Source organism: Streptomyces sp. NBC_01244, from assembly GCF_035987325.1.
Taxonomy (GTDB): domain Bacteria; phylum Actinomycetota; class Actinomycetes; order Streptomycetales; family Streptomycetaceae; genus Streptomyces.
On sequence record NZ_CP108488.1, the window covers coordinates 7530333 to 7555185 of the forward strand.

18 protein-coding genes and 1 riboswitch are annotated in these 24853 nt (G+C 72.5%); of the genes, 10 read left to right on the forward strand and 8 right to left on the reverse strand.

The genetic code is table 11. The features are described 5' to 3' along the window. Positions 1–323 precede the first annotated feature (323 nt). The 4 genes from OG247_RS33635 (at position 324) to OG247_RS33650 (ending at position 5816) form a co-directional block, all read left to right on the forward strand. A complete protein-coding gene (locus tag OG247_RS33635) occupies positions 324–1787 on the forward strand; it encodes an NCS2 family permease (protein WP_327255722.1) in 1464 nt (487 codons plus the stop codon). Positions 1788–1869: 82 nt separating this feature from the next. Next, entirely contained in the window at positions 1870–3033 is a 1164-nt protein-coding gene (locus OG247_RS33640) for an XdhC family protein (protein ID WP_327255723.1), read from the forward strand. 120 nt (positions 3034–3153) lie between these two features. Then, positions 3154–4443 (forward strand): YncE family protein, encoded by a 1290-nt coding sequence (locus tag OG247_RS33645; RefSeq protein ID WP_327255724.1) that lies wholly within the window; start codon positions 3154–3156, stop codon positions 4441–4443. Positions 4444–4544: 101 nt separating this feature from the next. Next, entirely contained in the window at positions 4545–5816 is a 1272-nt protein-coding gene (locus tag OG247_RS33650) for a GNAT family N-acetyltransferase (RefSeq protein ID WP_327255726.1), read from the forward strand. Positions 5817–5859: 43 nt separating this feature from the next. Here the strand turns inward: OG247_RS33650 and OG247_RS33655 are convergent, their stop codons facing one another. Both OG247_RS33655 and aroD read right to left on the reverse strand, forming a co-directional pair. Continuing rightward, positions 5860–8079 (reverse strand): terpene synthase family protein, encoded by a 2220-nt coding sequence (locus tag OG247_RS33655; protein ID WP_327255728.1) that lies wholly within the window; start codon positions 8077–8079, stop codon positions 5860–5862. Positions 8080–8280: 201 nt separating this feature from the next. Then, complete coding sequence (aroD, locus tag OG247_RS33660; RefSeq protein WP_327255729.1) at positions 8281–9018, reverse strand: type I 3-dehydroquinate dehydratase; 738 nt, start codon at positions 9016–9018, stop codon at positions 8281–8283. Between the two features lie 300 nt (positions 9019–9318). On the opposite strand from aroD, the gene OG247_RS33665 reads away from it, so the two are divergent. Next, positions 9319–9537, forward strand: coding sequence for a hypothetical protein (locus OG247_RS33665; RefSeq protein WP_243338778.1), 219 nt, complete (start codon positions 9319–9321; stop codon positions 9535–9537). A gap of 41 nt (positions 9538–9578) precedes the next feature. On the opposite strand, the gene OG247_RS33670 is transcribed toward OG247_RS33665, so the two are convergent. Together OG247_RS33670 and cobN are read right to left on the reverse strand one after the other, a co-directional pair. After that, on the reverse strand, positions 9579–10061 hold the full coding sequence (locus OG247_RS33670; protein WP_327255730.1) for a hemerythrin domain-containing protein: 483 nt from the start codon (positions 10059–10061) through the stop codon (positions 9579–9581). A 30-nt stretch (positions 10062–10091) separates the two neighbouring features. Beyond that, the gene (gene cobN / locus OG247_RS33675; RefSeq protein ID WP_327255731.1) at positions 10092–13709 is read right to left on the reverse strand and encodes a cobaltochelatase subunit CobN; all 3618 of its coding nucleotides are present in this window, start codon (positions 13707–13709) and stop codon (positions 10092–10094) included. Between the two features lie 53 nt (positions 13710–13762). Then, positions 13763–13865, reverse strand: a riboswitch (cobalamin riboswitch). Between the two features lie 477 nt (positions 13866–14342). On the opposite strand from cobN, the gene OG247_RS33680 reads away from it, so the two are divergent. The 3 genes from OG247_RS33680 to OG247_RS33690 are packed head-to-tail and all read left to right on the forward strand — an operon-like array spanning position 14343 to position 17796. Continuing rightward, positions 14343–15668 (forward strand): cobalamin biosynthesis protein CobG, encoded by a 1326-nt coding sequence (locus OG247_RS33680; RefSeq protein ID WP_327255732.1) that lies wholly within the window; start codon positions 14343–14345, stop codon positions 15666–15668. Further along, complete coding sequence (locus tag OG247_RS33685; protein WP_243338785.1) at positions 15665–16312, forward strand: precorrin-8X methylmutase; 648 nt, start codon at positions 15665–15667, stop codon at positions 16310–16312. The genes OG247_RS33680 and OG247_RS33685 overlap by 4 nt, the downstream gene beginning before the upstream one ends. Next, positions 16309–17796: a precorrin-2 C(20)-methyltransferase gene (locus OG247_RS33690; protein ID WP_327255733.1), complete on the forward strand. Its 1488-nt coding sequence runs from the start codon at positions 16309–16311 to the stop codon at positions 17794–17796. Before OG247_RS33685 ends, OG247_RS33690 begins: the two co-directional genes overlap by 4 nt. Before the next feature lie 77 nt (positions 17797–17873). On the opposite strand, the gene OG247_RS33695 is transcribed toward OG247_RS33690, so the two are convergent. The 4 genes from OG247_RS33695 to cbiE all read right to left on the reverse strand — a co-directional run bounded on the left by OG247_RS33695 (position 17874) and on the right by cbiE (position 21317). Then, on the reverse strand, positions 17874–18230 hold the full coding sequence (locus OG247_RS33695) for a hypothetical protein (RefSeq protein WP_327255734.1): 357 nt from the start codon (positions 18228–18230) through the stop codon (positions 17874–17876). A gap of 177 nt (positions 18231–18407) precedes the next feature. Further along, on the reverse strand, positions 18408–19283 hold the full coding sequence (locus OG247_RS33700; protein ID WP_327255735.1) for a cobalt-precorrin-6A reductase: 876 nt from the start codon (positions 19281–19283) through the stop codon (positions 18408–18410). Continuing rightward, positions 19273–20022, reverse strand: coding sequence for a precorrin-4 C(11)-methyltransferase (cobM, locus tag OG247_RS33705; RefSeq protein WP_266903575.1), 750 nt, complete (start codon positions 20020–20022; stop codon positions 19273–19275). The genes OG247_RS33700 and cobM overlap by 11 nt, the downstream gene beginning before the upstream one ends. A gap of 59 nt (positions 20023–20081) precedes the next feature. Further along, complete coding sequence (gene cbiE, locus OG247_RS33710; protein ID WP_327255736.1) at positions 20082–21317, reverse strand: precorrin-6y C5,15-methyltransferase (decarboxylating) subunit CbiE; 1236 nt, start codon at positions 21315–21317, stop codon at positions 20082–20084. An 801-nt stretch (positions 21318–22118) separates the two neighbouring features. Here cbiE and OG247_RS33715 point away from each other — a divergent pair. Beyond that, positions 22119–23078: an oxidoreductase gene (locus OG247_RS33715; protein ID WP_327255737.1), complete on the forward strand. Its 960-nt coding sequence runs from the start codon at positions 22119–22121 to the stop codon at positions 23076–23078. 108 nt (positions 23079–23186) lie between these two features. Continuing rightward, positions 23187–24779, forward strand: a complete 1593-nt coding sequence (locus tag OG247_RS33720) for an esterase/lipase family protein (protein WP_327255738.1) — start codon at positions 23187–23189, stop codon at positions 24777–24779. The last annotated feature ends 74 nt before the right edge of the window (positions 24780–24853 follow it).

Genomic DNA, 24853 nt, shown 5'->3' on the forward strand with positions numbered 1-24853 from the left:
GACACGGGAACGTCACACTTCCAGTCGCACCGCCCGGAGCACAGAAGTCCGGAGTCATCAGCGCCGCACCGCTCGCGGTCAAGTTTTCACCGGAAGTACCCAGATATCACCCCCGGTCACACCACCTACCCCCGGTGTCACCAGCAGTACCAGCCGTACCGCACCCACGCAGTACCCGCAGTACACGCAGTGCACTCGACTCAGTGCGCTATTTGCGTCGCCTCGGGCCGTCACCCCGGGTCGTGCAGCCAAACGCGTTTTCCCAAATCCCGTGTCTCCAATCTTTATGCGGGTGCCCCTTTGAACCTTGGGAGTTAGGCACCATGACCCAGTCCTCTGTAGAGCCCAAGACCAGTGCGGAGGAGGCCGGAGAAGGCTCTCCGACCCCCGCCGGTCAGTCCTGGCTCGACCGGTACTTTCACATCAGCAAGCGCGGATCCAACGTCGGCAACGAGGTTCGTGGCGGTATCACGACCTTCATGGCGATGGCGTACATCCTCCTGCTGAACCCCCTGCTCCTTTCGGGCAAGGACGTCGCGGGCACCACGATGGCCCCCGCGGCCCTGATCACCGCGACGGCCTTCGCCGCCTGCATCACCACGCTCCTCATGGGCTTCGTCGGCAAGGTGCCGCTGGCGCTCGCCGCCGGTCTTTCCGTGTCGGGCGTGCTCGCCTCGCAGGTCGCCCCGCAGATGACCTGGCCTCAGGCCATGGGCATGTGCGTGATCTACGGTGTCGTGATCTGTCTCCTGGTCGTCACCGGCCTCCGAGAGATGATCATGAACGCGATCCCGCTCGCGCTCAAGCACGCGATCACCATGGGCATCGGCCTCTTCGTGGCCCTCATCGGCCTCGTGAACGCGGGCTTCGTCGGCAAGGGCTCGGAATTCGGTCCCCCCGTCACCCTCGGTCACGGCGGAGAGCTCGCCGGCTGGCCCGTCCTGCTCTTCTGCGTGACCCTGCTCGTCATCTTCGCCCTGCAGGCCCGCAAGGTGCCCGGCGCGATCCTGATCGGCATCGTCGGCGGCACCGTCCTCGCGGCCATCCTGAACGCCGTCGCGGACATCGACGCGAAGGCCTGGAAGAGCGGCCCGCCGGTCCTCTCGGGCTCCGCGGTCTCCATGCCGGACTTCTCGCTCTTCGGTGACGTCTCCTTCGGCGGCTGGGGCGACGTCGGTGTCATGACGGTCGGCATGATCGTCTTCACCCTCGTGCTCGCCGGCTTCTTCGACGCGATGGCCACCATCATCGGCGTCGGTACCGAGGCCAAGCTGGCCGACGACCAGGGCCGCATGCCGGGCCTGTCCAAGGCGCTGTTCATCGACGGTGCCGGTGGCGCCATCGGTGGCGTAGCGGGTGGCTCCGGCCAGACCGTGTTCGTCGAGTCGGCCACCGGCGTCGGCGAGGGTGCCCGCACAGGCCTCGCCTCCGTCGTCACGGGTCTTTTCTTCGCCCTCTGCCTCTTCTTCACCCCGATCACGCAGATCGTCCCCGGTGAGGTCGCTTCCGCGGCCCTCGTGGTCATCGGCGCGATGATGATGCAGAACGCCCGCCACGTGGACTGGGCCGACAGCGCCACCTCGATCCCGGTCTTCCTGACCGTCGTGATCATGCCCTTCACGTACTCGATCACGGCCGGCGTCGCCGCCGGTGTCATCTCCTACGTCGTCATCAAGCTGGCGCAGGGCAAGGCGCGCGAGATCGGTGCCTTCATGTGGGCGCTGACCGGAATCTTCCTGGTCTTCTTCGCGCTCCACCCGATCGAGGGCTGGCTCGGGGTCAGCTGACCCGGCTGATCCGATCCGTACCAAGAGCCGCACCCTCCACGTATCCGATACTGGAATCTGAACCCCTCCGAGGAGGCCCCCCATGCTGGATATCGCCGAAGAGTTGAGCCGGTGGGTCGAGCAGGGACGCGATTTCGCCGTCGCCACAGTCGTGGCGGTCGGCGGGAGCGCACCCAGGCAGCCCGGAGCGGCCCTCGCCGTCGACAGTGACGGCACGGCCATCGGTTCGGTCTCCGGCGGATGCGTGGAGGGTGCGGTGTACGAGCTGTGCCAGCAGGCGCTCGAGGACGGCGAGACCGTCCAGGAGCGCTTCGGGTACAGCGATGACGATGCCTTCGCCGTCGGACTGACCTGCGGCGGAATCATCGACATCCTGGTGACCCCGGTCCCCGTGGGCTCTCCCGCCCGGGAGGTGTTCGCGGCTTCGCTGGCCGCCGCCGCCCGCGGGGAGGCGGCGGCGGTCGCCCGGATCGCCGAGGGCCCGGCCGAGCTCATGGGCCGCGCCGTACTCGTCCGGGGCGAAGGCTCCTACGAGGGCGGGTTCGGCGGCCACCCCGAGCTGGACCGCGCCATCGCCGACGAGGCGCGGGCCATGCTCGACGCCGGCAAGACCGGCGTGCTGGAGATCGGGGCCGACGGTCGCCTCTGCGGAGAGCCGCTCAAGGTGCTGGTCGAGTCCAGTGTCCCGCCGCCCCGGATGATCGTCTTCGGGGCCATCGACTTCGCCTCCGCCCTCGTGCGGATCGGCAAGTTCCTCGGCTACCGGGTGACGCTGTGCGACGCCCGGCCCGTGTTCGCCACGAAGAACCGTTTCCCCGAAGCGGACGAGATCGTGGTCGACTGGCCGCACCGTTACCTGGAGGAGCAGGCCTCCGCCGGTACGGTCGACGGCCGGACGGTCCTGTGCGTCCTCACGCACGACGCCAAGTTCGATGTCCCGCTCCTCGAACTGGCCCTCAAGCTTCCCGTCGCCTACGTCGGCGCCATGGGCTCCCGCCGCACCCACGAGGACCGCAACAAGCGGCTCCGCGAGGTCGGCGTGACCGAGCTCGAACTGGCCCGGCTGCGCTCCCCGATCGGCCTGGACCTCGGGGCCCGCTCCCCGGAGGAGACCGCGCTGTCCATCGCCGCCGAGATCGTCGCCAACCGGCGCGGCGGCACCGGCGCGGCCCTGACCGGTGCGCACATCCCGATCCACCCGGACGTCGCGAACACGGTGATCAGCAGGATCGGTTCCGTCGCTTGAAGAGGTGACGGGCTTTAGCACGGTGTGGAAAGGGCGCAACCCCGTGGGGGTTGCGCCCTTTCGTTGTTCCGCCTATCTTACCGGCCGGTAACAGCGTCTCCCTTTAACGGAGTTGACCGGATGTCTGCCAGCCGATCGAGTAACCGCCGTGCCCTGCCCGCCCTGGCGGCCGTGGCCGCGCTGGCGCTGGCCGCCCTCGCGGCGGGTCCCGCGCCCGCGGCGGGCGCCGGATTGCCGACGGGTGCCGGGGCCGCCGGCCCGGCCCCGCGCGAGGTCCTGTTCGTGGGCAACAACTGGGAGGGCACCGCCGACGTCCTCGCCTCCACCGGGAACCTGGCCAAGGTGGGCCGGATCAACATGATTCCGGACAAGGATGAGCGGCTCCGGGAGATCTACCTCAACCCGGTGAAGCTCGCCTACTTCCTGGGCGTCCGGGCCACCGCGGGCGAGGGCCACGACCAGTTCGTGGACGACATGTACACCACGCCGGACGGTTCCGCCGTCGTCGCCTCCCGCCCCAGCTTCGCCGACGTCGTCTCCATCGACGTCCGCACCGGACGGATCAACTGGCGCTTCCCCGTGGCCGGTTACCGCGCCGACCACATGGCGGTCTCCCCGGACGGCACCCGCGTGGCGGTCTCGGCCTCCACCGCCAACACCGTGCACGTCCTCGACATCGCCAGCGGCCGGCAGGCCGGCTCCTTCGCCACCGGTGACAAGCCGCACGAGAACACCTTCACCCGGGACGGCCGCTTCCTGTGGAACAGCTCCATCGGTGACGTGACCTCCGCCCTCGACGCGCCCTGGCTGGACTGGACGAAGGGCGACCGCAGGATCACGGTCGCCGACGCGCAGACCCTCCGCCCGGTCCGGGTGATCGACATGCGGGCCCGCCTGGACGCCTTCGGCCGCTCCGACCTGTCCGACGCGGTGCGGCCCATGTCCTTCGCCCCGGACGAGTCGAAGCTCTACTTCCAGGTGTCGTTCTTCAACGGCTTCGTCGAGTACGACGTGGCCGCCGACCGGATCACCCGGATCAAGACCCTCCCCGAGAACCCCGCCACCAGCACCGACCGCACCACCTGGGTCAACGACTCCCGCCACCACGGCATGTCCATGAGCCCGGACGGGGCCAAGCTGTGCATCGCGGGGACCATGGACGACTACGTGACCGTCGTGGACCGGACCACCCTGGAGCAAGGGCCGCTCGTACCCGCCGCCAAGCCGTACTGGGCCACCGTCGACGGCGACGGCTCCGGCTGCGTGATCTCCGAGAGCGGCGCCGACCAGGTCACGGCCATCGACTTCGCGACCGGCACCAAGCGGGTGTCCGTACCCGTCGGCGACCACCCGCAGCGGGTCCGGCTCGGGCACGTCCCGGCGGACTGGACGGGACCCGCGGCGCGCTGACCCGGACCGGCTCGGCGGGAACCCGCCGACCCGGACCGACCTGGCGGGAACCCACCCCTTATGAAGTGACTGGTCCGCCATGACCGATTAGTCTCCTGATCATGGTGGAGATCCGCGAGGTGCCCGAGTCCGACATCGACCGTGCTCTGGAGCTCGCGTACCTGGTCTTCCACGACCGTCCCGAGAAGGAGGGGCGCGAGCGGCACCACGAGCTGCTCAGCCACTGCACGCGGATCGGGGCCTACGACGGCGACGCGATGGTCGGCTTCATGGCCGCGCACGCGTTCCGGCTCTCCGTGCCCGGGGCGGACCTGCCCTGCCCCGGGCTCACCTTCGTCTCCGTCGCCCCGACCCACCGGCGGCGCGGCGTACTGACCGCCCTGATGGGCGAGATGCTGCGCAGGGCCGGGGAGGCCGGCAGCCCCGTGGCCGCCCTGTGGGCCTCCGAGGCCGCCATCTACGGACGCTTCGGCTACGGCAGCGCCACCCAGGGCGCCACCATCGAGATCGACTCCACCCGGCCGCTGGCCCTGCGCATCGAGCCGGACCGGCGGCCGCTGCGCCTGGTCGCCCCCGCGGACCCCGCGGACCCCGAGGCCCCCAAGGACGCCGTCGCCGTCGTCGGCCCGTACCACGAGGCGGCCCGCGCCGTCCGGGCCGGGCGGCCCACCCGCAGCGACCGGCGCTGGACCGAGGAGTGGCTCACCGAGCAGGACGAAGAGGACGAGGAGCTCAGCCCGCCCCGGATCATCGTCCTGGGGGAACCGGGCGAGCCGATCGCGGGTTACGTCCTCTACCGCACGAAACCCGATTCGAGCACGGAGAACACCGGGGCCGCGCGGACCCCCGGCCTGGTCCGGGTCGACGAACTGGAGGCCGACACCCCGCAGGTCGCCGCCGCCCTGTGGGAGTGCGTGGCCTCCCTCGACCTCACCGGCCGGGTCACCGCGTGGGGCCGGCCGGCCGACGACCCGCTGCTGCACTTCGCCGCCGACCGGGACCAGGTCCGGGTCACCGCCGTGTTCCCGGCGCTCTGGCTGAGGCTGGTCGACGTGGCGGCGGCACTGACCGGGCGGTCGTGGGCCGCGCCCGTGGAACTCGTACTCGAGCTGACCGACGTACGGCTGCCCGAGAACGCGGGGCGGTTCCTCCTGAAGGCCGGGCCGGACGGGGCGGCGTACGAGCCCGCCGCGGGCCGGGACCCGGACCTGACCCTGGACGTACGGGAGCTCGCGGCCTGCTACCTCGGCGGGACCCGGGCCGTCGAACTGGCCGCGGCCGCGCTGGTGGTGGAGCACACGCCCGGCGCGGCGGCGGCCCTGGACGCGGGGCTGCGCACCGCGCTGCTGCCGCATACGGCGGACGAGTTCTGAAGGGGCCGCTGCGGGGGAGGACGGCCCCCGCAGCGGACCCGGCTCAGCGGGTGGGCAGGGAGATTCGGGCCGCCGACATGCCGAAGTCGGAGCTCAGGACCCCGGTGGAGATCCCGTCACCCAGGCGGTGCAGGTCCTCCTCGCGGTAACGGACCGTCTTCTCGTGCCAGTTCAGGATTCCGGCCAGCCAGTCCTTCAACTCGCCGACGTACGCGTCGAGTCCGGCCCGGGCCCCGGCGTCCAGCTTCCAGTCCTCGTAGAGCAGCGGCAGCTGGTTGGCCACGATGTGCTCGAACTCCTCGGTGCGCTGGGTCATCAGCGAGTGGCAGATGTGCAGCGCCTCCTCGTACCCGATGTCGAAGAAGTTGCGGGTGACGAGCACGTAGTTGTGCACCTCGCCCTCGACCTCCACCTCCTTCTGGTACGAGAAGATGTCGTTCATCAGGCACGCGGAGTCGGCGGCCGCGTTCTCCAGGGAGCGGATGGTGCCCGAGGCGTAGATGTCGTCGGGGATGCCCCGGCCCGCCTGGCCCAGCCGGCACAGGTACATCGTGAGGTGCGAGCCGAAGGTGTGCCGGCGCATCTCCGCGTAGTCCACCGGATCGGGGATGCGGTTCTGGATCTGGTTCTCCATCTCCCACAGCCAGCTCTGCAGCATGCTCACGAGGGTGGCCCGGAACTCGGCCCGGACCTCGGGGGTCATGTCCTTGCTGGTGCGCACCCACAGGTCGCCGAGGGAGCGCTCCATCGCGGTCAGCCCCACCGGCTGCTCCGCGTGGTCCACCGGGATCATGGCGACGAGCCGCGCGGTGGTGGCCTTGGCGGCCGGCAGGTTCTTGGACTGGGCGAAGACCACCGGGTAGTAGTCGTCCCCGTACGTGCCCCAGGTCAGCCAGCAGGCGTTGAGGGCCAGGGCCTCGGGGGTGGCGTCGGGGTCGATGCCCGCGGAACAGAGCGCGAAGTCGTAGCCGCGCAGCTTCTCCTCGTTCCAGATCGCCGAGCCGGGGTCGCCGGGCTGCGGATCGATCAGGCCCATCTCCCCGGCCCAGGCGACGGACTCCTCGCGGGCGCGGGCGTGGTGGGGGCTGAGGGTCAGCGGGAACGGCATGTAGACGTCGGGTACGACCGACGGGCCGGTGGGCTCGAAGGGGACGTGGGTGAAGGATCGTTTGCGCAGTTCCAGGGCGCGGGGGGCGAGGATCGAGCGGAGGTCGAGTGCGGTGGTGCCGAGGCCCGAGGGCATGAACGGCAGGGTGAGCGGAGCGGTGGCCCGGGCCTCCTTGTTCATGTAGCGGCTGGAGACCATGTGCCACTCGTGGCCGCCGGACTGCCAGTCCTGGAGCCCCTTGGCGTAGGCGAGGACGGCGCCGATCTCCGCCGGGTTCATGGCGTGGTCGGCGAAGAGCTGGGGGAGTTCGGCGAGCGCGGTCTGCTCGAACTGCTGGAGCCGGGAGGTGAGGAGGTCGTTGGAGGCCTCGGCGGCCTCCTGGGTGCTGCAGTCGAGGAAGGTCTCCAGCACCAGGATGGCGTTGGAGAGTTCGCCCTCCTCGGAGACCTCGCGCTGGTAGGAGAAGATGTCGTTCCTGATGTGCACGGCGTCGGAGAAGGCATCGCGCAGCACGCCGAGGGGACGGGAGTGCGCGACGCGGGCCGGAACCTCTGCGGAGACGTACTCGATGAGGCCGGCCGACCAGGGCGCACCGCCGACCTTGCGGCGCATCTCGATGTATTCGAGGGGGTTGGAGACCCGCCCGATGTTGATGTTGGCGAGCTCCCACATCGACTCGTCGAGCAGGTTCTTGGTGGACAGGGAGAACCGTTCCCGCCAGTCCATCGACATGGCCGGGACGGTACGGGCCCACAGGTCGGCGAGTCCGGCCTCGACGGGATTGGTGGCCTCGGGGAACCCGTCCGCCAGGTCCATGGGCATGAAGGCGCCGAGCCGGTCGAGATAGGTCTTGGCGCCCGCGCGGTCCTGGGAGCGCTTGAACATCTCCAGGAAGTGGTCGTCGAAGAAGAACACCCACACGTACCAGTCGGTGACCAGGGACAGCACCTCGCTGCCGCAGTCGGGGTGGGTGTACGAGCAGAGCAGGGCGTAGTCGTGCGAGTCGAGGTCGCTCTCCTCCCAGACGCCGGAACCTTCCAGCATCCCGAAGTCGCGGGCCCACTTCTTGGTGTGGACCCTGGCGTCCTCCAGGTGGGGGTTCAGTCGTGCCGGATAAGGCACATAGAAATCCGGCAGTTGAAACGGCTGCGTCACGGCAGGGTGGGCCTTTCATCTGACTGTCTCGTTGATTCCTCACGAGATCAGCAGGGCACTACCCGTGTTGCCGGTGGGATAAGGAGGAGTTCACTTCATCAGGTGACGTGTGTGCCGTTCTGTGGCGGATGGGACGGGGGGCCGGTAGAGAGGCTGCTGTGGTGGCGGCCGGGGAGGGCCGCCCCTCCCCGGCGCGGGGGCTCAGCCCTCCGCGGACTTCCGCTCGTCGAACGCCGGGTAGAACTTGCGCAGCAGGCCGAAGGTCTCGGGGAAGTCGAGCTGGCCCGGGGCGGAGCTGGCACCGAAGAAGGAGTACGTGATCCGCGACCCGAGGGCGGGGAAGAAGACGCGGGAGACCGCACCGGCCTCGCCCATGGCGATGACGATCAGCCGGGTGTCCTCGGCTCCGGCGCGCAGCAGCAGCGAGGCCAGCCGTCGTACGTCGCCCTCGGACCGGACCATGGTGGACACCTTGACCACATCGGCGCCGGCGTCCTTCGCGTCGTCGATGACGGTCTGGAGTTCCTCGGTGTCCGGGGTGAATTCGAAATTGTGATAGGAGACGAGCGCCACCGTGTCGTGCCGGTGGGCGGCCTCGATCACCTCGGACAGGATTTCCCCGGAGGAGAGCTCGATGTCCACGGCCTGGACCTGAGGGGCGAGCGCGCGGAACAGTTCGAGCCGCTGCGCCTCGGTGCCCTTCCAGTCGCCGCCTTCGCGGGCGGACCGGATGGTGGCCAGTACGGGCAGTGTCTTGAACGCGTCCACCTGCGCCAGGACATGGGCGGTATCGGTCGCCGCGTACCGGTCGACGCGCAGTTCGGCCACATCGACGCCGGCGCTCTTCGCGGCGTGCGCGCGCGGCTCGGTCTCGCTGTCGTCGAAGCTGACGGCCACCAGCGGAATCCCGCCGTCGAGAAGCGCCCGCAGTGAATTCATTTCTTGGTCACAGCCTTTTCGATTCCGAAATCCGACGCGAAGTACAAGGTGAACGGGGCGGATTATACGTGGAATCGCCCGGGGCAAGGGGGGCTGCCCGCCCCTTGGGCTGCTCCTTTGGACCTTCCTTCGGGCCGCCCCCGGTGGGGTGGGGGGTCCGGTGGGTGGGGGTCCGGTCGGTGGGGGTCCGGTGGGTGTCCGGCCCACCCGGCCGAGGGGGTGTCGCACCCTGAGATGTTTGTCTGATTGTTCTAGATTTGTGCCATCAGTTCATACTTTCGAGTTCCGGGAGAGAGACTCATGGCGATCGACCTCGACAAGGTGCTGGACAAGGCGTGGGCCGACAAGCCGCTCGCGGAGGTGCTCGCGGCGCCGGTGGCCGCGCTCAAGGGCGTCACCGACAAGGACGGCGAGCTGCTGCTCGAAGCCTTCGGCGTGAAGACCGTCGCCGATTTCGGCCAGCTGAAGTACGCGCGCTGGGCGCAGGCCCTGGTGGCGCTGAACCAGACCACGAAGTAGGAACGAGCGGGAGCGGGCGGGGGATCACCGGGGATCCCCGGCTACCCGGCGGGCCTCAGGCCACCGCCGGGGTGGGCCGCGCGCCAGGCCTTGATGGACAGGTCCCAGTCGTCGCCCGTCAGGGCGGTGAGGGACGCGGGGAAGAGGCCGTCCTCCTCTTTGGCGATGTGGTGGTGGAGCTCCTCCACCGCCCGGCGCAGCGCCGCCGTGTCCGCCGTGTCCGCCGGGTCCGCCAGGTCGGCGCCGGCGAGGAACGCCGCCAGCTCGCGGTGCTCCCCGACCAGCGCCGCGATGTACGGGGCGTACTCCGGGTCCTGCTCCATGACGGCGAACAGGCCGTCCTCCTCGCCCTTCCAGTGGGCGAGCAGGACGGCCGTCATCTCCGTGACCAGGGCGCGCGCCCTCGGGAGGTCCCCCGCGTCCAGGGCGCGCAGGGCGTCGCCGGCCGCGTTCGTCACCGCCTCGTGCTCGGCGATGAACTCCTTGATCAGGGGGATCTCGCGGCAGCCGCAGTAATGGCACATGCGGCTCAGTCTGATCCAGCCGGTGCCCGGTTAGTCGCTTTCGCCTTCGAGGTTGCCCTCCGTGTCCAGGTACACCTGGCGCAGCGCCTCCAGGACCTGCGGGTCCGGCTTCTCCCACATGCCGCGGGACTCGGCCTCCAGCAGCCGCTCCGCGATCCCGTGCAGGGCCCAGGGGTTGGCCTCCTCCAGGAAGGCGCGGTTCTCCGGGTCCAGGACGTACGTCTCGGTCAGCTTGTCGTACATCCAGTCGGCCACCACGCCGGTCGTGGCGTCGTAGCCGAAGAGGTAGTCGACCGTGGCCGCCAGCTCGAAGGCCCCCTTGTAACCGTGGCGGCGCATCGCCTCGATCCACTTCGGGTTCACGACGCGGGCGCGGAAGACGCGGGAGGTCTCCTCGACCAGCGTGCGCGTCTTGACCGTCTCGGGCCGGGTCGAGTCCCCGATGTACGCCTCGGGGGCCGTGCCGCGCAGGGCGCGGACGGTGGCCACCATGCCGCCGTGGTACTGGAAGTAGTCGTCGGAGTCGGCGATGTCGTGCTCACGGGTGTCGGTGTTCTTCGCCGCGACCGTGATCCGCTTGTAGGCGGTCTCCATCTCCTCGCGCGCCGCTCGCCCCTCCAGGCCCCGGCCGTACGCGTACCCGCCCCACACCGTGTAGACCTCCGCGAGGTCGGCGTCGGTGCGCCAGTCGCGGGAGTCGATCAGCTGCAGGATGCCCGCACCGTACGTGCCCGGGCGCGAGCCGAAGATACGGGTGGTGGCCCGCCGCTCGTCCCCGTGCACGGCCAGGTCGGCCTGCGCGTGGGCCCGTACGAAGTTGTCCTCCGCGGGCTCCTCCAGCGAGGCGGCCAGCCGTACGGCGTCGTCCAGCAGGCCGATGACGTGCGGGAACGCGTCGCGGAAGAAGCCCGAGATGCGCAGGGTCACATCGATGCGCGGCCGGCCGAGCTCGGCGAGCGGGATCGGCTCCAGGCCGGTGACGCGGCGCGAGGCCTCGTCCCAGACCGGGCGGACACCGAGCAGCGCCATGGCCTCGGCCACGTCGTCGCCCGAGGTGCGCATCGCGCTCGTGCCCCACAGGGACAGGCCGACGGAGGCCGGCCATTCGCCGTTGTCCGTGCGGTAGCGGGTCAGGAGGGAATCGGCGAGGGCCTGGCCGGTCTCCCACGCGAGGCGCGAGGGGACGGCCTTCGGGTCCACCGAGTAGAAGTTGCGGCCGGTAGGCAGCACGTTGACCAGACCGCGCAGCGGGGAGCCGGAGGGGCCCGCCGGGACGAACGCGCCGTCCAGGGCGCTGACCACGTGGGTGATCTCGTCGGTGGTGCCGGCCAGGCGCGGGACGACCTCGCGGGCCGCGAAGTCCAGTACGGCCGCCACGTCCGCCGAGTGACCGGCGGCCACGGAAGTCACCGCCTCCGGGGCCCAGTTCGCGTCCTCCATCGCCTGGACCAGCGCGCGGGCCGTCTCCTCCGCCTCGTCGGCGGTGGTGCGGGTGGCCGCGGACTCGTCGAGGCCGAGCGCTTCGCGCAGACCCGGCAGGGCCGTCGTACCGCCCCAGATCTGGCGGGCGCGCAGGATGGCGAGGACCAGGTTGACGCGGGCGTCGCCGGTCGGGGCGCCGCCCAGGACGTGCAGACCGTCGCGGATCTGGGCGTCCTTGATCTCGCACAGCCAGCCGTCGACGTGCAGGAGGAAGTCGTCGAAGCCGTCGTCGTCGGGACGCTGCTCCAGACCCAGGTCGTGGTCCAGCTTCGCGGCCTGGATCAGGGTCCAGATCTGGGCGCGGATGGCCGGCAGCTTCGCCGGGTCCATCGCGGAGATCTGGGCGTACTCGTCGAGGTGCTGCTCCAGGCGCGCGATGTCGCCGTACGACTCCGCGCGCGCCATCGGCGGCACCAGATGGTCGACCAGGGTGGCGTGCACCCGGCGCTTGGCCTGGGTGCCCTCGCCCGGGTCGTTGACCAGGAACGGGTAGATGAGGGGCAGGTCGCCGAGCGCGGCGTCGGGGGCGCAGGACGCCGACAGGCCGGCGTTCTTGCCCGGCAGCCACTCCAGGTTGCCGTGCTTGCCCAGGTGGATCATCGCGTCGGCGCCGAAACCGCCGTCCTCGGCACGGGCCTGGATCCAGCGGTACGCGGCCAGGTAGTGGTGCGAGGGCGGCAGGTCCGGGTCGTGGTAGATCGCGATCGGGTTCTCGCCGAAGCCGCGCGGCGGCTGGATGAGGATGAGCAGGTTGGCGCGGCGCAGGGCGGCCAGCACGATGTCGCCCTCGGGATTGGCCGAGCGGTCCACGAACATGTTGCCCGGGGCCTCGCCCCAGTGCCGCTCGACGCTTTCGCGCAGATCGGCCGGGAGCTCGGCGAACCAGCGCTTGTAGTCGGCCGCCGGGATGCGGACCGGGTTGCGGGCGAGTTGCTCCTCGGTGAGCCAGTCCTGGTCGTGGCCGCCGGCCTCGATCAGGGCGCGGATCAGCTCGTCGCCGTCGCCGGAGACCAGGCCCGGGACGTCCTCGACGGGGCCGAAGTCGTACCCGCCCGCGATGAGCGTGCGCAGCAGCTCCACGGCGCTGGCCGGGGTGTCCAGGCCGACCGCGTTGCCGATGCGGGAGTGCTTGGTGGGGTACGCGGAGAGGACCAGGGCGATCTTCTTGTCGCGGCGGTCGATGTGGCGCAGGCGCGCGTGGCGCACGGCGATGCCGGCCACGCGGGCGGCCCGCTCGGGGTCGGCGACGTAGGCGGGCAGGCCGTCCTCGTCCAGCTCCTTGAAGGAGAACGGGACGGTGATCAGGCGGCCGTCGAACTCCGGTACGGCGACCTGGGTGGCGGCGTCGAGGGGCGACAGGCCCTCGTCGTTCTCCTCCCAGGCGGACCGGGAGCCGGTCAGGCACAGGGCCTGCAGGATCGGCACGCCGAGGGCGGCCAGGGCGCCGGCGTCCCAGGACTCGTCGTCACCGCCGGCCGAGGCGGTGGCGGGCTTGGTGCCGCCGGCGGCCAGGACGGTGGTGACGATCGCGTCGGCGGACGCGAGCTGCTCGATCAGCTCCGGCTCCGGGGAGCGGAGGGAAGAGACGTAGAGGGGCAGAGCCTGCGCGCCGTGGGCCTCGATCGCCTCGGAGAGGGTGTGCACGAAGGCGGTGTTGCCGCTCATCTGGTGCGCGCGGTAGTAGAGCACCGCGATCCGGGGTCCCTCGTTGCGCTGCGGGGTGCGCTCCAGCGGGCCCCACGTGGGGGAGGCCGCCGGGGGCTCGAAACCGTGGCCGGTGAGCAGCACGGTGTCGGAGAGGAAGCGGGCGAGCTGGTCCAGGTTGGCCGGGCCGCCGTGGGCGAGGTAGCCGTGCGCCTCGGCGGCGATGCCGATCGGGACGGTCGAGGCTTCCATCAGCTGCGCGTCGGGGGCCTGTTCGCCGGTCAGGACGACCACCGGGCGGGTCTGGCCGGGGGCCAGGAGCAGGTCCAGTCCGTCCTGCCAGGCGCGCAGGCCGCCGAGGAGGCGTACGACGACCAGGGTGACGCCGTCGAGGAGACCGGGGAGGTCGTCGAGGGGAAGGCGGGAGGGGTTCGCGAACCGGTACGGGACGGGAGCGTCCCCCGCGTTCGCTGCGCGGGCGCTGAGCAGATCGGTGTCGGACGTCGACAGCAGCAGGATCATGCGGCGGCAGGCCTTCCTCGGGGTTTCCGCGCCCCGGGCAGTGAGGACGGCGGGAGTTCCTGACTCATCCGGTGCGGCCGGGGCCGCGCGGATTCACAGTGGCGGGACCGCGCCGGATTCGCACCGGGCTTCCTCCCATGTCGCCGTCCTCGGCGATGGCGGGCCTGTTGGCCGCCTGGGACTCATCTTAGGGGGCTGGTGGGCGGGGGTCTCGGGCCGGGGCCGGGGGTTGGGCCGGTGCCGGTGCCGGTGCCGTGCCTGTGCTGGCGGCGTGGTCGGGTGCGGCGCCGCTGCCGGGGCTCTGCCCCGGGCCCCGCGCCTCAAACGCCGGCGGGGCTGGATTCGGCGGGAGTCGGGTGTCGAACGCCGGCCGGGTGGGATTGGGCGGGTGCCGGGTGCCAAACCCCGGTGGGCTGGATTCGGTGGGCCGGGAGGGACCGGGGGGTCTGACGGTGATCGGGCCCGGATGGTCGGGCCCGGAGGGTCGGGACGGCGGGTGGAAGGGGGCGGAGGTGCGGGTGGTGGGACGGCAGGGGGTGGGTGCGGGTGGGATCGGGTTCGGTCCCGGGTGGCCGGTTCGGGGTGGTGATCGACACAGGGGGTGGGCGCAGAATCGTGGGTATGCTCGCCGCCATGCCCACGCCCCCCTCCGCCACAGCGCGGGACGAACCCGTCATACGGGATCGCGGCGACGCCTGCCCCGGCGCGCTGCGCCTGCATGCCGCCGACGACGGGTATCTGGCGCGGGTCCGGATCCCGGGGGGTCTGCTGACCGGCCGGCAGGCCTCGGTACTGGCGCTCGCCGCCGACCGGTTCGGGGACGGGCATCTGGAACTCACCTCGCGCGGGAACGTGCAGCTGCGCGGGCTCGCCGAAGGCTGCGGCGCGGGGCTGGCGGAGCTGCTGCACGGGGCAGGGCTGCTGCCCGCCCCCGGCCACGAGCGGGTACGGAACATCGTGGCGACCCCGATGTCGGGGATCCTGGGCCGCCGCGGGCCTGAGCGGCCCCATGTGACCCCCTGGGTCGGGGAATTGGACCGGCTGCTGTGCGCGAGCACCCGCGCCGCGGACCTGTCCGGACGGTTCCTGTTCGCCCTCGACGACGGGCGCGGGGACGTCGCCGCGCTCGACCCCGATGTCACCGTGCTCGGCGCACCACGCGGCCGGGCACTGGTCCGGCTCGGCGCGGCCCCCGGCGCCGTGGAGGTGGACGCCATCGACGCGCCCCGGGCGGCGCTGCTCGCGGCCGAGTACTTCCTCGACTCCGCTGACGCCGCCGGCACGCGCGCCTGGCGGGTGTCCGAACTGCCCGCCGTACACGCCCTGGACGCCGGGGAGTTCGCCGTACGGCTCGGGACGGCCGGCATCACGGCGGCCGTCGTTCCCGAGGTGACCTGGCCCTACGCACCGCCGCCCAGGCGCTGGGGGCCCGGCACCGGTGACCGGACGCCGCTGTGCGTCCTGCCCCCGCTGGGCCGGCTCACCGCCGACCAGTGGCGGGTGCTGGTGCGTGTCGCCGGTGGAAGCGGCGAAGACGACGGCGAACTGCGGATCACCCCGTGGCGGAGCATCGTGCTGCCCCGCGCGAGCACCCGGCGGCCCGTCGACGGCTACGCGCGGCTGGTGGCCGCCGGACTGTCCGTCGCGCCCGACGGCCCCTGGGAATCCGTCACCGCCTGTACCGGACGACCGGGCTGCGCCAAGGCGCTGTCCGACGTACGCGCCGACGCGCGGGCCGTCGTGGACGCCGGTGGTGCGGCTCCGGCCGGCGCGCCCGTGCACTGGTCCGGGTGCGAGCGCCGGTGCGGCCATCCGCGCGGCGCCGCCTGGGTCGACCTCGTCGCCACCCCCGACGGGTACCAACTCGACGGTCGCCCGGTGCCGTCCCACGAACTTGCCCAGGCCGTCGCCGACGCGCGCAGCCAACCCCGAGTGTCCGAAGACGCAGTGAAGAAATGAGCGAGTACACCGTGTTCGAGTACGAGAAGGACGGCGCCGAGATCTACCGCCAGTCCTTTGCCACGATCCGCGCCGAGGCGGACCTTTCCGGGCTGCCCGCCTCGGTCGCCCAGGTCGCGGTGCGCATGATTCACGCCTGCGGGATGACCGACCTGACCCGGGACCTGGGCTACTCGCCCGAGGTCGTCCTGCGGGCGCGCGCCGCCCTGGAGGCCGGTGCGCCGATCCTGTGCGACGTGCAGATGGTCGCCAGCGGGGTCACCCGCAAGCGGCTGCCCGCCGACAATCAGGTGATCTGCACCCTCTCCGACCCGGCCGTGCCGGAGCTCGCCGCGAAGATGGGCACGACGCGCAGCGCCGCCGCCCTCGAAGTCTGGCGGGACCGGGGCCTGTTGGAGGGTTCGGTGATCGCCGTGGGGAACGCTCCGACCGCGCTCTTCCGGCTGCTGGAGATGATCGAGGAGGGCGCCCCGCGCCCCGCCGCGGTCATCGGGGTCCCCGTCGGGTTCATCGGCGCCGCCGAGTCCAAGGACGCCCTCGCCGAACACCCCTCCGCGCTCGACCACTTGATCGTGCGTGGCCGGCGCGGCGGCAGCGCCATGGCCGCGGCCGCCGTCAACGCCATCGCGAGCGTGGCCGAATGAGCACCGGACGACTCTACGGAGTGGGGCTCGGGCCGGGCGACCCCTCGCTGATGACGCTGCGCGCCGTCGAGGTGATCGCGGAGGCCGACGTGGTCGCGTACCACTCCGCCCGTCACGGCCGCTCGATCGCCCGCTCCATCGCCGCGAAGCACCTGCGCGCCGACCACATCGAGGAGCCGCTGGTCTACCCGGTCACCACCGAGACCACCGACCACCCCGGCGGCTACCAGGGTGCGATGGAGGAGTTCTACGAGGCCTCCGCCGCCCGGCTCGCCGTCCACCTGGACGCCGGCCGCACCGTCGCCGTGCTCGCGGAGGGCGACCCGCTCTTCTACAGCTCGTACATGCACATGCACAAGCGGCTCTCCGACCGCTACGAGACCGAGGTGATTCCCGGGGTGACCTCGGTGAGCGCCGCCGCCGCACGGCTCGGCACCCCGCTCGTGGAGGGCGAGGAGGTGCTGACGATCCTGCCCGGCACCCTCTCCGAGGAGGAGCTCACGGCCCGTCTGGCCGCCACCGACTCGGCGGTCGTGATGAAGCTCGGCCGCACCTTCCCCGCCATCCGGCGAGCCATGGAGAACAGCGGCCGGCTCGCCGAGGCGCGCTACGTGGAGCGCGCCACGATGGAGGGCGAGCGGACCGGCGTCCTTGCGGACACCGACCCCGACTCCGTCCCCTACTTCGCCGTCGCCGTGCTGCCCAGCCGGATCGGGAACCCCGGTAGCGTGCCGTCCGGACCCGGCGAGGTCGCCGTCGTCGGCACCGGTCCGGCCGGGCCGCTGTGGCTGACCGCCGAGACCCGGCGGGTGCTGGCCGACGCCGAGGTGCTGGTCGGATACACGACGTACCTGGACCGCGTACCGGTCAAGCCGGGCCAGATCCGGCACGGCTCGGACAACAAGGTCGAGTCGGAGCGCGCCGAGTTCGCCCTCGACCTCGCCCGGCGCGGCAAGCGCGTGGCCGTGGTCTCCGGCGGCGACCCCGGGGTCTTCGCCATGGCCACCGCCGTCCTGGAGGTCGCGGGGCAGCCCGAGTACAAGGACGTGCCCGTACGGGTACTGCCCGGGGTGACGGCCGCCAACGCGGCGGCCGCCGCGGCCGGAGCCCCGCTCGGCCACGACTACGCCACCATCTCTCTCTCGGACCGGCTCAAGCCCTGGGAGGTCATCGCGGAACGACTGCGCGCGGCCGCCGCGGCCGATCTCGTACTGGCCCTGTACAACCCGGGCTCGCGCAGCCGCACTTGGCAGGTGGCGCAGGCCCGCGAACTGCTCCTGGAGCTGCGCGCACCACAGACCCCGGTGGTCGTGGCGCGCGACGTGGGCGGGCCGGAGCAGTCGATCCGCATCGTCACGCTGGCCGAACTGGAGCCGTCCGAGGTGGACATGCGGACGATCCTGCTGATCGGTTCCTCGCAGACCCAGGTCACGGAGCGGCCCGACGGGTCGAAGGTGACCTGGACCCCGCGCCGTTACGGCTGACCGGGGACGAGCGGATCCGAGGCCCGGGGCGGTGTGCCGCCCCGGGCCTCCGCCGTGAGCGGGGTCCTGCCCGCCCGCTAGCCGGGGTTGACGGCGAAGCGCACCGACCGGACCAGGAGGTCGTCGCGCGCGGGGTTGCCGTGGGCGCGCAGCCTCCACTCGGCTCCCTGGCAGTTGGCGCCCGCGTACACCACCACGGCCGAGTCCGTGTCGTTGTGCGGGCCGTAGCCGGGCTGCACCTCGTCGTCGCCGACGGCGTACAGGTTGACGCACTTGCCGCTGTGGGGGTCGTGCAGGGTGACGTGCTGCTCCTGAGCGAACGCGTCGACGTACTTGTAGTGGAAATAGCCTTCGGCGGCGAAGGCCGAACCGGGCAGCGACAGGACCATCGAGAAGGCGGCCGCTGCGGCGGCGACGGCGGTGCGGAGCTTCATGGGGGAGTGGATCCCTTTCCGTGGAGGCGGGCGGGCACTGCGGGCACGACCCTAGGAGCGCTCCGCCCGGCGAATCGATCCTCCGCGATCACTCGGCGTGGCGGGCGGCCACGTCCTTCGGGCCGGGGACGGATCCTGGGTCCGCTCAGCCGCTCAGCCGCTCAGCCGCTCAGCCGCTCAGCCGGACAGCCAGCGGCGTACCTCGTCGACCGACCCGGTCCGGGGGACGCCCTCGGGGGTCGGCGGGCGGCGGACGACGAGGACCGGGATGCCGGCTTCGCGGGCGGCCGCCAGTTTGGGAGAGGTGGCGGAGCCGCCGCTGTCCTTGGTCACCAGGAGGTCGATGCCGTGGCGCGCGAGCAGTTCGCGCTCGTCGTCGAGGGTGAACGGGCCTCGGGCCAGCAGGACTTCCAGGCGCGGTGGCGCGGGCGCGGCCGGGGGATCCACCGAACGCACCAGGAACCAGGGCTCGGTGAGGTGCGCGAAGCTGTGCAGGCCCATCCGGCCGGTGGTCAGGAAAGCGCGGGCGCCGAGGCCCGGGAGCAGGGCGGCCGCCTCGGTGAGGGAGTCCGCGACGTGCCAGTCGTCTCCGGGGCCGGGGGCCCAGCCGGGACGGCGCAGGGCGAGGAGGGGCACGCCCGAAAGGGCCGCCGCCCCGGCCGCGTTGAAGCTCATGCGCTCCGCGAAGGGGTGCGTGGCGTCCACCAGGTGGGTCACCCGGTGGGCGGAGATCCAGGCCGCCAGTCCGGCGGGCCCGCCGAAGCCGCCGATCCGCGTCTCGCCCGGCGGCAGCACCGGCGCGGCCACCCGGCCGGCCAGCGAGGTGGTCACCCGGCACGGTGGACCCTCCCCGCGGGCCAGCGCTTCCGCCAGCCGGCGGGCCTCGGTGGTGCCACCGAGGATCAGGACGTGCCGGCCCGGGCCGTGGGTGGGGCCGGCTGCATGGGGTTCGGCCGGGCTGGGACCGACCGGGCCGGGGTGCTGCCCAGCCCCGGGGCCGGCAGCATAGGGGCCGGCCGGGTCGGGGCCTGGTGGGGTGGGGTCAGCAGGCATGCCGGTCGCGCTCGGCGGAGTACAGGTGGCTGTCGCGGAACTGTTCGGCGCCCAGGGTGCGGCCCACCAGGATGACGGCCGTGCGGACCAGCCCGGCCTCCTTCACCTGGGCGGCGATGTCGGCCAGCGTCCCGCGCAGGATCAGCTCGTCGGGGCGGCTGGCCATCGCGACCACCGCCGCCGGGCACTCGGCCCCGTAGTGCGGCAGGAGTTCGTCCACGACCCGGTCGACGTAGCGGGTGGCCAGGTGCAGCACCAGCAGCGCCCCGCTGCGGCCCAGGGTGGCGAGGTCCTCGCCCGGCGGCATCGGCGTGGCCTGCTGGGAGATCCGGGTCAGGATCACGGTCTGGCCGACGGTGGGGACGGTCAGCTCCCGCTTCAGCGCGGCGGCCGCCGCGGCGAAGGCGGGGACGCCCGGGACGACCTCGTAGGGGATGCCGGCGGCGTCGAGCCGCCGCATCTGCTCCGCGACGGCGCTGAAGACGGAGGGGTCACCGGAGTGGAGCCGGGCCACGTCCTGGCCGGCCGCGTGGGCCCGTACGCACTCGGCGATGATCTCGTCCAGGTTCAGCTGCGCCGTGTCGATCAGGCGGGCGTCCGGCGGGCATTCGGCGAGCAGTTCGCGCGGGACCAGGCTGCCGGCGTACAGGCAGACGGGGGCGGCGGCCAGCGTCCGGGCGCCGCGCACCGTGATCAGGTCGGCGGCGCCGGGGCCCGCACCGATGAAGTACACGGTCATATCGTCTGATCCACCATTTCGGGGTTGGGCTGGGAGTGCGGGTGGGACGGGTGGGACGGCTACGGCTTGGTGACCGTCCACTGGGTGACGGGCATCGCTTGGCGCCAGCCCGTGAAACCGCCGACCGGCACGGCGTGCGCGACGGCCAGTTTCACCAGCTCGCCGCCGTGGCGCCGGTAGCGGTCGGTGAGAACCGCCTCCGACTCCAGGGTGACCGTGTTGACCACGAGCCGGCCCCCGGGTGCCAGCGCCTCCCAGGCCGCGTCGAGCAGGCCCGGCGCGGTCAGGCCGCCGCCGATGAACACCGCGTCGGGGGCGGGCAGCCCGGCGAGCGCGTCGGGCGCGGAGCCGGTGACCACGCGCAGACCGGGCACGCCGAGGGCGGCCGCGTTCCGGGTGATGCGCGCGGCCCGCTCCGTCACCCGCTCCACGGTCACCGCCCGGCAGGAGGGGTGCGTACGCATCCACTCGATGCCGATGGAGCCGGAGCCGCCGCCGATGTCCCACAGCAGTTCCCCGGGGGCCGGGGCGAGAGCGCACAGGGTCGCGGCGCGGACGTGGCGCTTGGTGAGCTGGCCGTCGTGCTCGTAGGCGGCGTCGGGCAGGCCGGGGGTCGCGCCGAGTCGGGGGGTCCCGGTGTGGGGGTCGCGGCGGCAGTCGACGGCGATCACGTTGAGGGGGTCGCCGGGCGGGTGTTCCCAGCTCTGGGCGAGGCCCTCGTACGCGTCCTCGTGCTCGGAGCCGAGCTGTTCCAGGACGCGCATCCGGCTGGGGCCGAAGCCCCGCTCTCGAAGCAGAGCGGCGATCTCGTTTGCGGTCGGTGCTCCGGCGCTCAGCACCAGGACCCGGCGGCCCTCGTACAGCGCGGCCGCGAGCCGGGCCACCGGGCGGCCGACCACGGTGACCACCTCGGTGTCCTCCACCGGCCAGCCGAGGCGGGCGCAGGCGTAGGAGACGGAGGAGGGGTGCGGCAGGACGCGCAGGGCGTCGGGGCCGAGCTCCTCGGACAGGGCGCGGCCGATCCCGTAGAACATCGGGTCACCACTGGCCAGCACCGCGATGCGGCGGCCCGCGTGCTCGGCCATCAGCTTCGGCACGGCCGGGCGCAGTGGGCTGGGCCACGCGACCCGGGCGCCACCGCATTCCCCGAGGGGGAGCAGGTCCAGCTGCCGGGGCCCGCCGATCAGCACCTCGGCCCCGGCCAGCGCGGCCCGGGCGGGGGCGGTCAGCCCGTCCCAGCCGTCGGCGCCGAGGCCGACGACCGACACGGGTACGGGGGGCGGTGCGGAGCTCACGGGGTGGACCTCGGGGTACTGGAAGCGGGTGGACCCGCAGCCTACTGGGCCCGCCTCTTCGCCCTGGCGGGCGGGCCCCGAGGGTCGGTGCGGGGCCCGGGGCCGGGCGTGTGTCGTGGGTACCGGCGGGGCCGGGGGTCGGTGCGGGGCTCGGCCCCGGGCGTGTGTCGTGGGTACCGGCGCGCCGGGGGTCGGTGCCGTGCGGGGCCCTGCCGGGGAGTAGTCCCCGGGCTCCTGCGCCTCAAACGCCGGCGGGGCTGAGGAGGCCGGGGCGGGCCTGCGCGTGCGGGCCCTGGGGGGAGGTCCCCTACCCGCCCTTCGCCCGTTCCCCGGGGCTGCGCCCCGGACCCGTTGCCGGGTGCGGCGCCGTTGCCGGGGGCCGGCCCCCGGACCCCCGCCCCTCAGACGCCGGCGAGGCTGGAGGATCGCGGCGGGGGTGTAGTTCCCTCAGGGAAAGCCGCCGACCTGCGCTGCTGCGCGCCGTGTGCGGCGCAAGGCGTGCACTGCGCAAGGTGTCTGCGGCGCACGGCGCAAGGTGTGCTGTGCCGGCTGTGCTGCGCACACGGGCAATCCGGGGTCGGTGAAGATCCAGCCTCGCCGGCGTTTGAGGCGCGGGGTCTGGGGCGGAGCCCCAGGGGGGTCCGGGCGGAGCCCGGGGAACGGGGGAAGGACGGGTAGGGGACTTCGGCCCACGCAGCCGTGGTGCGCAGCCGATGGCGGGGCCGTGTTCCGGGCTGGATGCCGGGAGTAGGGTGCGGGGGCCGGTGGGCCGTGGGGGCCGCCGGGACGGGAGGAGCTGCCATGGCGGGCTGGAAGGCAAGCCGGATGCCGGATCAGAGCGGGCGCGCGGCCATCGTCACCGGAGGCAACAGCGGGATCGGCTACGCCGCCGCCAGGGAACTCGCCCGCCGCGGCGCCTCGGTGGTGCTCGCCTGCCGGAGTGCGGCTCGCGGCCGGGCCGCCGAAGTCGCGTTGCGTGGCGAAGTGCCCGGCGCCGACGTGGAGTTCATGGCTCTGGACCTGGCCGAGCTGGCCTCCGTGAGGGAGTTCGCGGCCGCGTACGGGCGGCGCCGGAACGGCAGCCTTGATCTGCTCGTCAACAACGCCGGCGTGATGGCGCTGCCGTACGGCCGGACCGCCGACGGGTTCGAGACGCAGTTCGGGGTGAACCACCTCGGCCACTTCGCCCTCACGGGGCTTCTGCTGCCCCGGCTCCTCGCCGCCCCGCCCGGGGCCCGGATCGTCAACCTCTCCAGTAGCTTCCACGCCCTCGGGGACGTCGCGCACGACGACCTGAACAGCCAGCAGGATTACCGGCGTTGGATCGCCTACGGCCGCTCCAAGAGCGCGAACCTGCTCTTCACCCACGAGCTCGCCCGCCGCCTGGCGGCCGCCGGATCCGAGGTCGTCGCGGCCGCCGCCCACCCCGGCTACGCCGCCACCAACCTCCACGTGGGGGCGACCCCGCAGGCGGGTACGACCCTCGGCTCGCGGTTCACCGCGGCCGTCACCGCCCTCGGGAACGCGATCGGCAACACCGTCATCGCGCAGTCCGCCGCCTCCGGCGCGCTGCCGACCCTGTACGCGGCCACCGCGCCCGGGGTCAGGCCCGACGAGTTCATCGGGCCGCGGCTCGGCCTGCGCGGTGCGCCCGTCCGCTCCCGGCGGGCGAAATGGACCCTGGACGACAAGTCCGGCGAACGGCTCTGGGGTGCCTCCGAAAAGCTCACCGGAGTCTCGTACACGTCTCTATCGCGCTGAATCCGCGCGGGCTAACTTGCTACTCGCCAGTCACTTCAGGCTGTCGAGTCCGAGTCCGAGTCCGAGTCTGAGCCCGAGTCGCGTCACGCCGGATCCCCTGGGAGAGCCATGCGCAGATCCGCCCTGCCCGTGCCCCTGTTGTTCCCGATGCTCGTCGCCCTGGCCGCGGCCCTCGCCGCGGCGCTGGTGGCCGCTCTGCTCGTCGCCCCGACGGCGCGGGCCGCCGAAAGCGCCGACCGCGCGGAGCGCCGTACGCCGGTCGTTCTCGTCCACGGTTTCGGGGACACCGCGGCCTCCCTCGACGGGCTGGAGGACCACCTGCACGCCCAGGGGTGGCTCTCCAGCGACCTCGCCGAATTCGGCTACGACTGGGCCGCCACCAACGACTCCAACGCCGCCCGCTTCGGCGCCTTCCTCACCGAACGGTTCGGCAGCCGCCCCGTCGACGTGGTCGCTCACAGCATGGGCTCGCTGCTGACGCGCAAGTACCTCAAGGACGGCGGGAGTTACCGGGTCCGCGCGTGGGTCTCGCTCGGCGGACCCAACCACGGGGCGGGGGACGCCGCCCCCTGCGGGCCCTTCGCCACCTTCTGCGACATCCACGCGGCCTCGCTCGCCGACATGACCCCCGGCAGCCCCTTCCTGAACTCCCTCAACGCGGGCGACGAGACCCCGGGCGCCACCCGCTACACCACCTTCAGCTCCACCTGCGACCAGCAGATCCCGCCCGGCGACAGCCGCGCCCCGCGCTCCACCGAGCTGGCCGGAGCCGTCAACCACGTCCTGCCCGTGGGCGACAGCGGCTGTCCCTCGCACTACGGACTGCTCGGCAACGACTGGGTCCGGCGGCAGATCGTCGCCGAGTTCTCCAAGGATCCGGTGAGTCAAGTCGACCTGAAGACCGGTCCGTTCCGGATCACCGTCGACTCGGCGCGGTTCTCCTCCAGTGGTGAGAGCGGGCCCGAGCTCTACGACGGGCTCACCCTGACCACCGACGGGACCGCCCGCTCCCTCTGGCGCCGCGACCGGTCCGGCGCCACCGCCTTTCCCGACCACGACCCGTGGTTCGGGCTCGACGACTCCACACGGAGTCAGGTCTTCACCGGCCGGGCGACCGTCACCGCCTACCTCGTCGACGCCGACTACAGCGCCGGGAACAACGACGACGTGATGGCCGCCGGCCGCGTCCACTGGGACCCGGCGCTCGGCTTCGGCCGGTTCACCGCGAAGATGAACGGAGTGGACGGCGGCGAGACCTCCGTCACCTACACCGTGACCCCGGCGCAGGGCGTCCCCGCCTGCCGGGTCCGTGTGGACCAGGCGGAACTGACCTACTTCGACGACGGCACGACCCGCCCCGCCCTCTACGGGGACATCGCGGTCCGGACCGGTGACGGTGCGCGCACCGCCGTGTGGTCGCGCTCCGGCTCGGACCCGTCGACCTTCCCCAACCAGGGCAACCGCACCAACCCCGACCCGTACTTCTATCAGCGCGTCGGCTCGGGGACCACGTACGGGCCCGGCCCGTTCGAGATCGGCGTGTTCCTCTGGGACTACGACGCCTCCTCGGCCGACGACCTGGTCGCCCGGGGCACGGTGGCCTGGGATCCGTACACCGATCAGCCGGGGACCCGTACCAGCGAGTTCCGCGGGGACGACGGAGGGCACGTGAAGGTCACCTGGACCGCCCTCTGCCCCTGATCCGCCGGAAGTCCGGACCGAGGGCCGGACCGAGGGCCGGACCGAGGTGAGGACGGAGGTCCCGAGGGGCGCGC

Coding starts and splice junctions, on each gene's coding strand:
- OG247_RS33670 (WP_327255730.1), bottom strand. CDS start 10,061: ATGTGCCATTACTGCGGCTGCCGCGAGATCCCCCTGATCAAGGAGTTC.
- OG247_RS33690 (WP_327255733.1), top strand. CDS start 16,309: ATGAGCACCGGACGACTCTACGGAGTGGGGCTCGGGCCGGGCGACCCC.
- OG247_RS33645 (WP_327255724.1), top strand. CDS start 3,154: ATGTCTGCCAGCCGATCGAGTAACCGCCGTGCCCTGCCCGCCCTGGCG.
- OG247_RS33695 (WP_327255734.1), bottom strand. CDS start 18,230: ATGAAGCTCCGCACCGCCGTCGCCGCCGCAGCGGCCGCCTTCTCGATG.
- aroD (WP_327255729.1), bottom strand. CDS start 9,018: ATGAATTCACTGCGGGCGCTTCTCGACGGCGGGATTCCGCTGGTGGCC.
- OG247_RS33700 (WP_327255735.1), bottom strand. CDS start 19,283: ATGCCTGCTGACCCCACCCCACCAGGCCCCGACCCGGCCGGCCCCTAT.
- cobM (WP_266903575.1), bottom strand. CDS start 20,022: ATGACCGTGTACTTCATCGGTGCGGGCCCCGGCGCCGCCGACCTGATC.
- cobN (WP_327255731.1), bottom strand. CDS start 13,709: ATGATCCTGCTGCTGTCGACGTCCGACACCGATCTGCTCAGCGCCCGC.
- OG247_RS33640 (WP_327255723.1), top strand. CDS start 1,870: ATGCTGGATATCGCCGAAGAGTTGAGCCGGTGGGTCGAGCAGGGACGC.
- OG247_RS33720 (WP_327255738.1), top strand. CDS start 23,187: ATGCGCAGATCCGCCCTGCCCGTGCCCCTGTTGTTCCCGATGCTCGTC.
- OG247_RS33665 (WP_243338778.1), top strand. CDS start 9,319: ATGGCGATCGACCTCGACAAGGTGCTGGACAAGGCGTGGGCCGACAAG.
- OG247_RS33685 (WP_243338785.1), top strand. CDS start 15,665: ATGAGCGAGTACACCGTGTTCGAGTACGAGAAGGACGGCGCCGAGATC.
- OG247_RS33680 (WP_327255732.1), top strand. CDS start 14,343: ATGCCCACGCCCCCCTCCGCCACAGCGCGGGACGAACCCGTCATACGG.
- OG247_RS33715 (WP_327255737.1), top strand. CDS start 22,119: ATGGCGGGCTGGAAGGCAAGCCGGATGCCGGATCAGAGCGGGCGCGCG.
- OG247_RS33635 (WP_327255722.1), top strand. CDS start 324: ATGACCCAGTCCTCTGTAGAGCCCAAGACCAGTGCGGAGGAGGCCGGA.
- OG247_RS33650 (WP_327255726.1), top strand. CDS start 4,545: ATGGTGGAGATCCGCGAGGTGCCCGAGTCCGACATCGACCGTGCTCTG.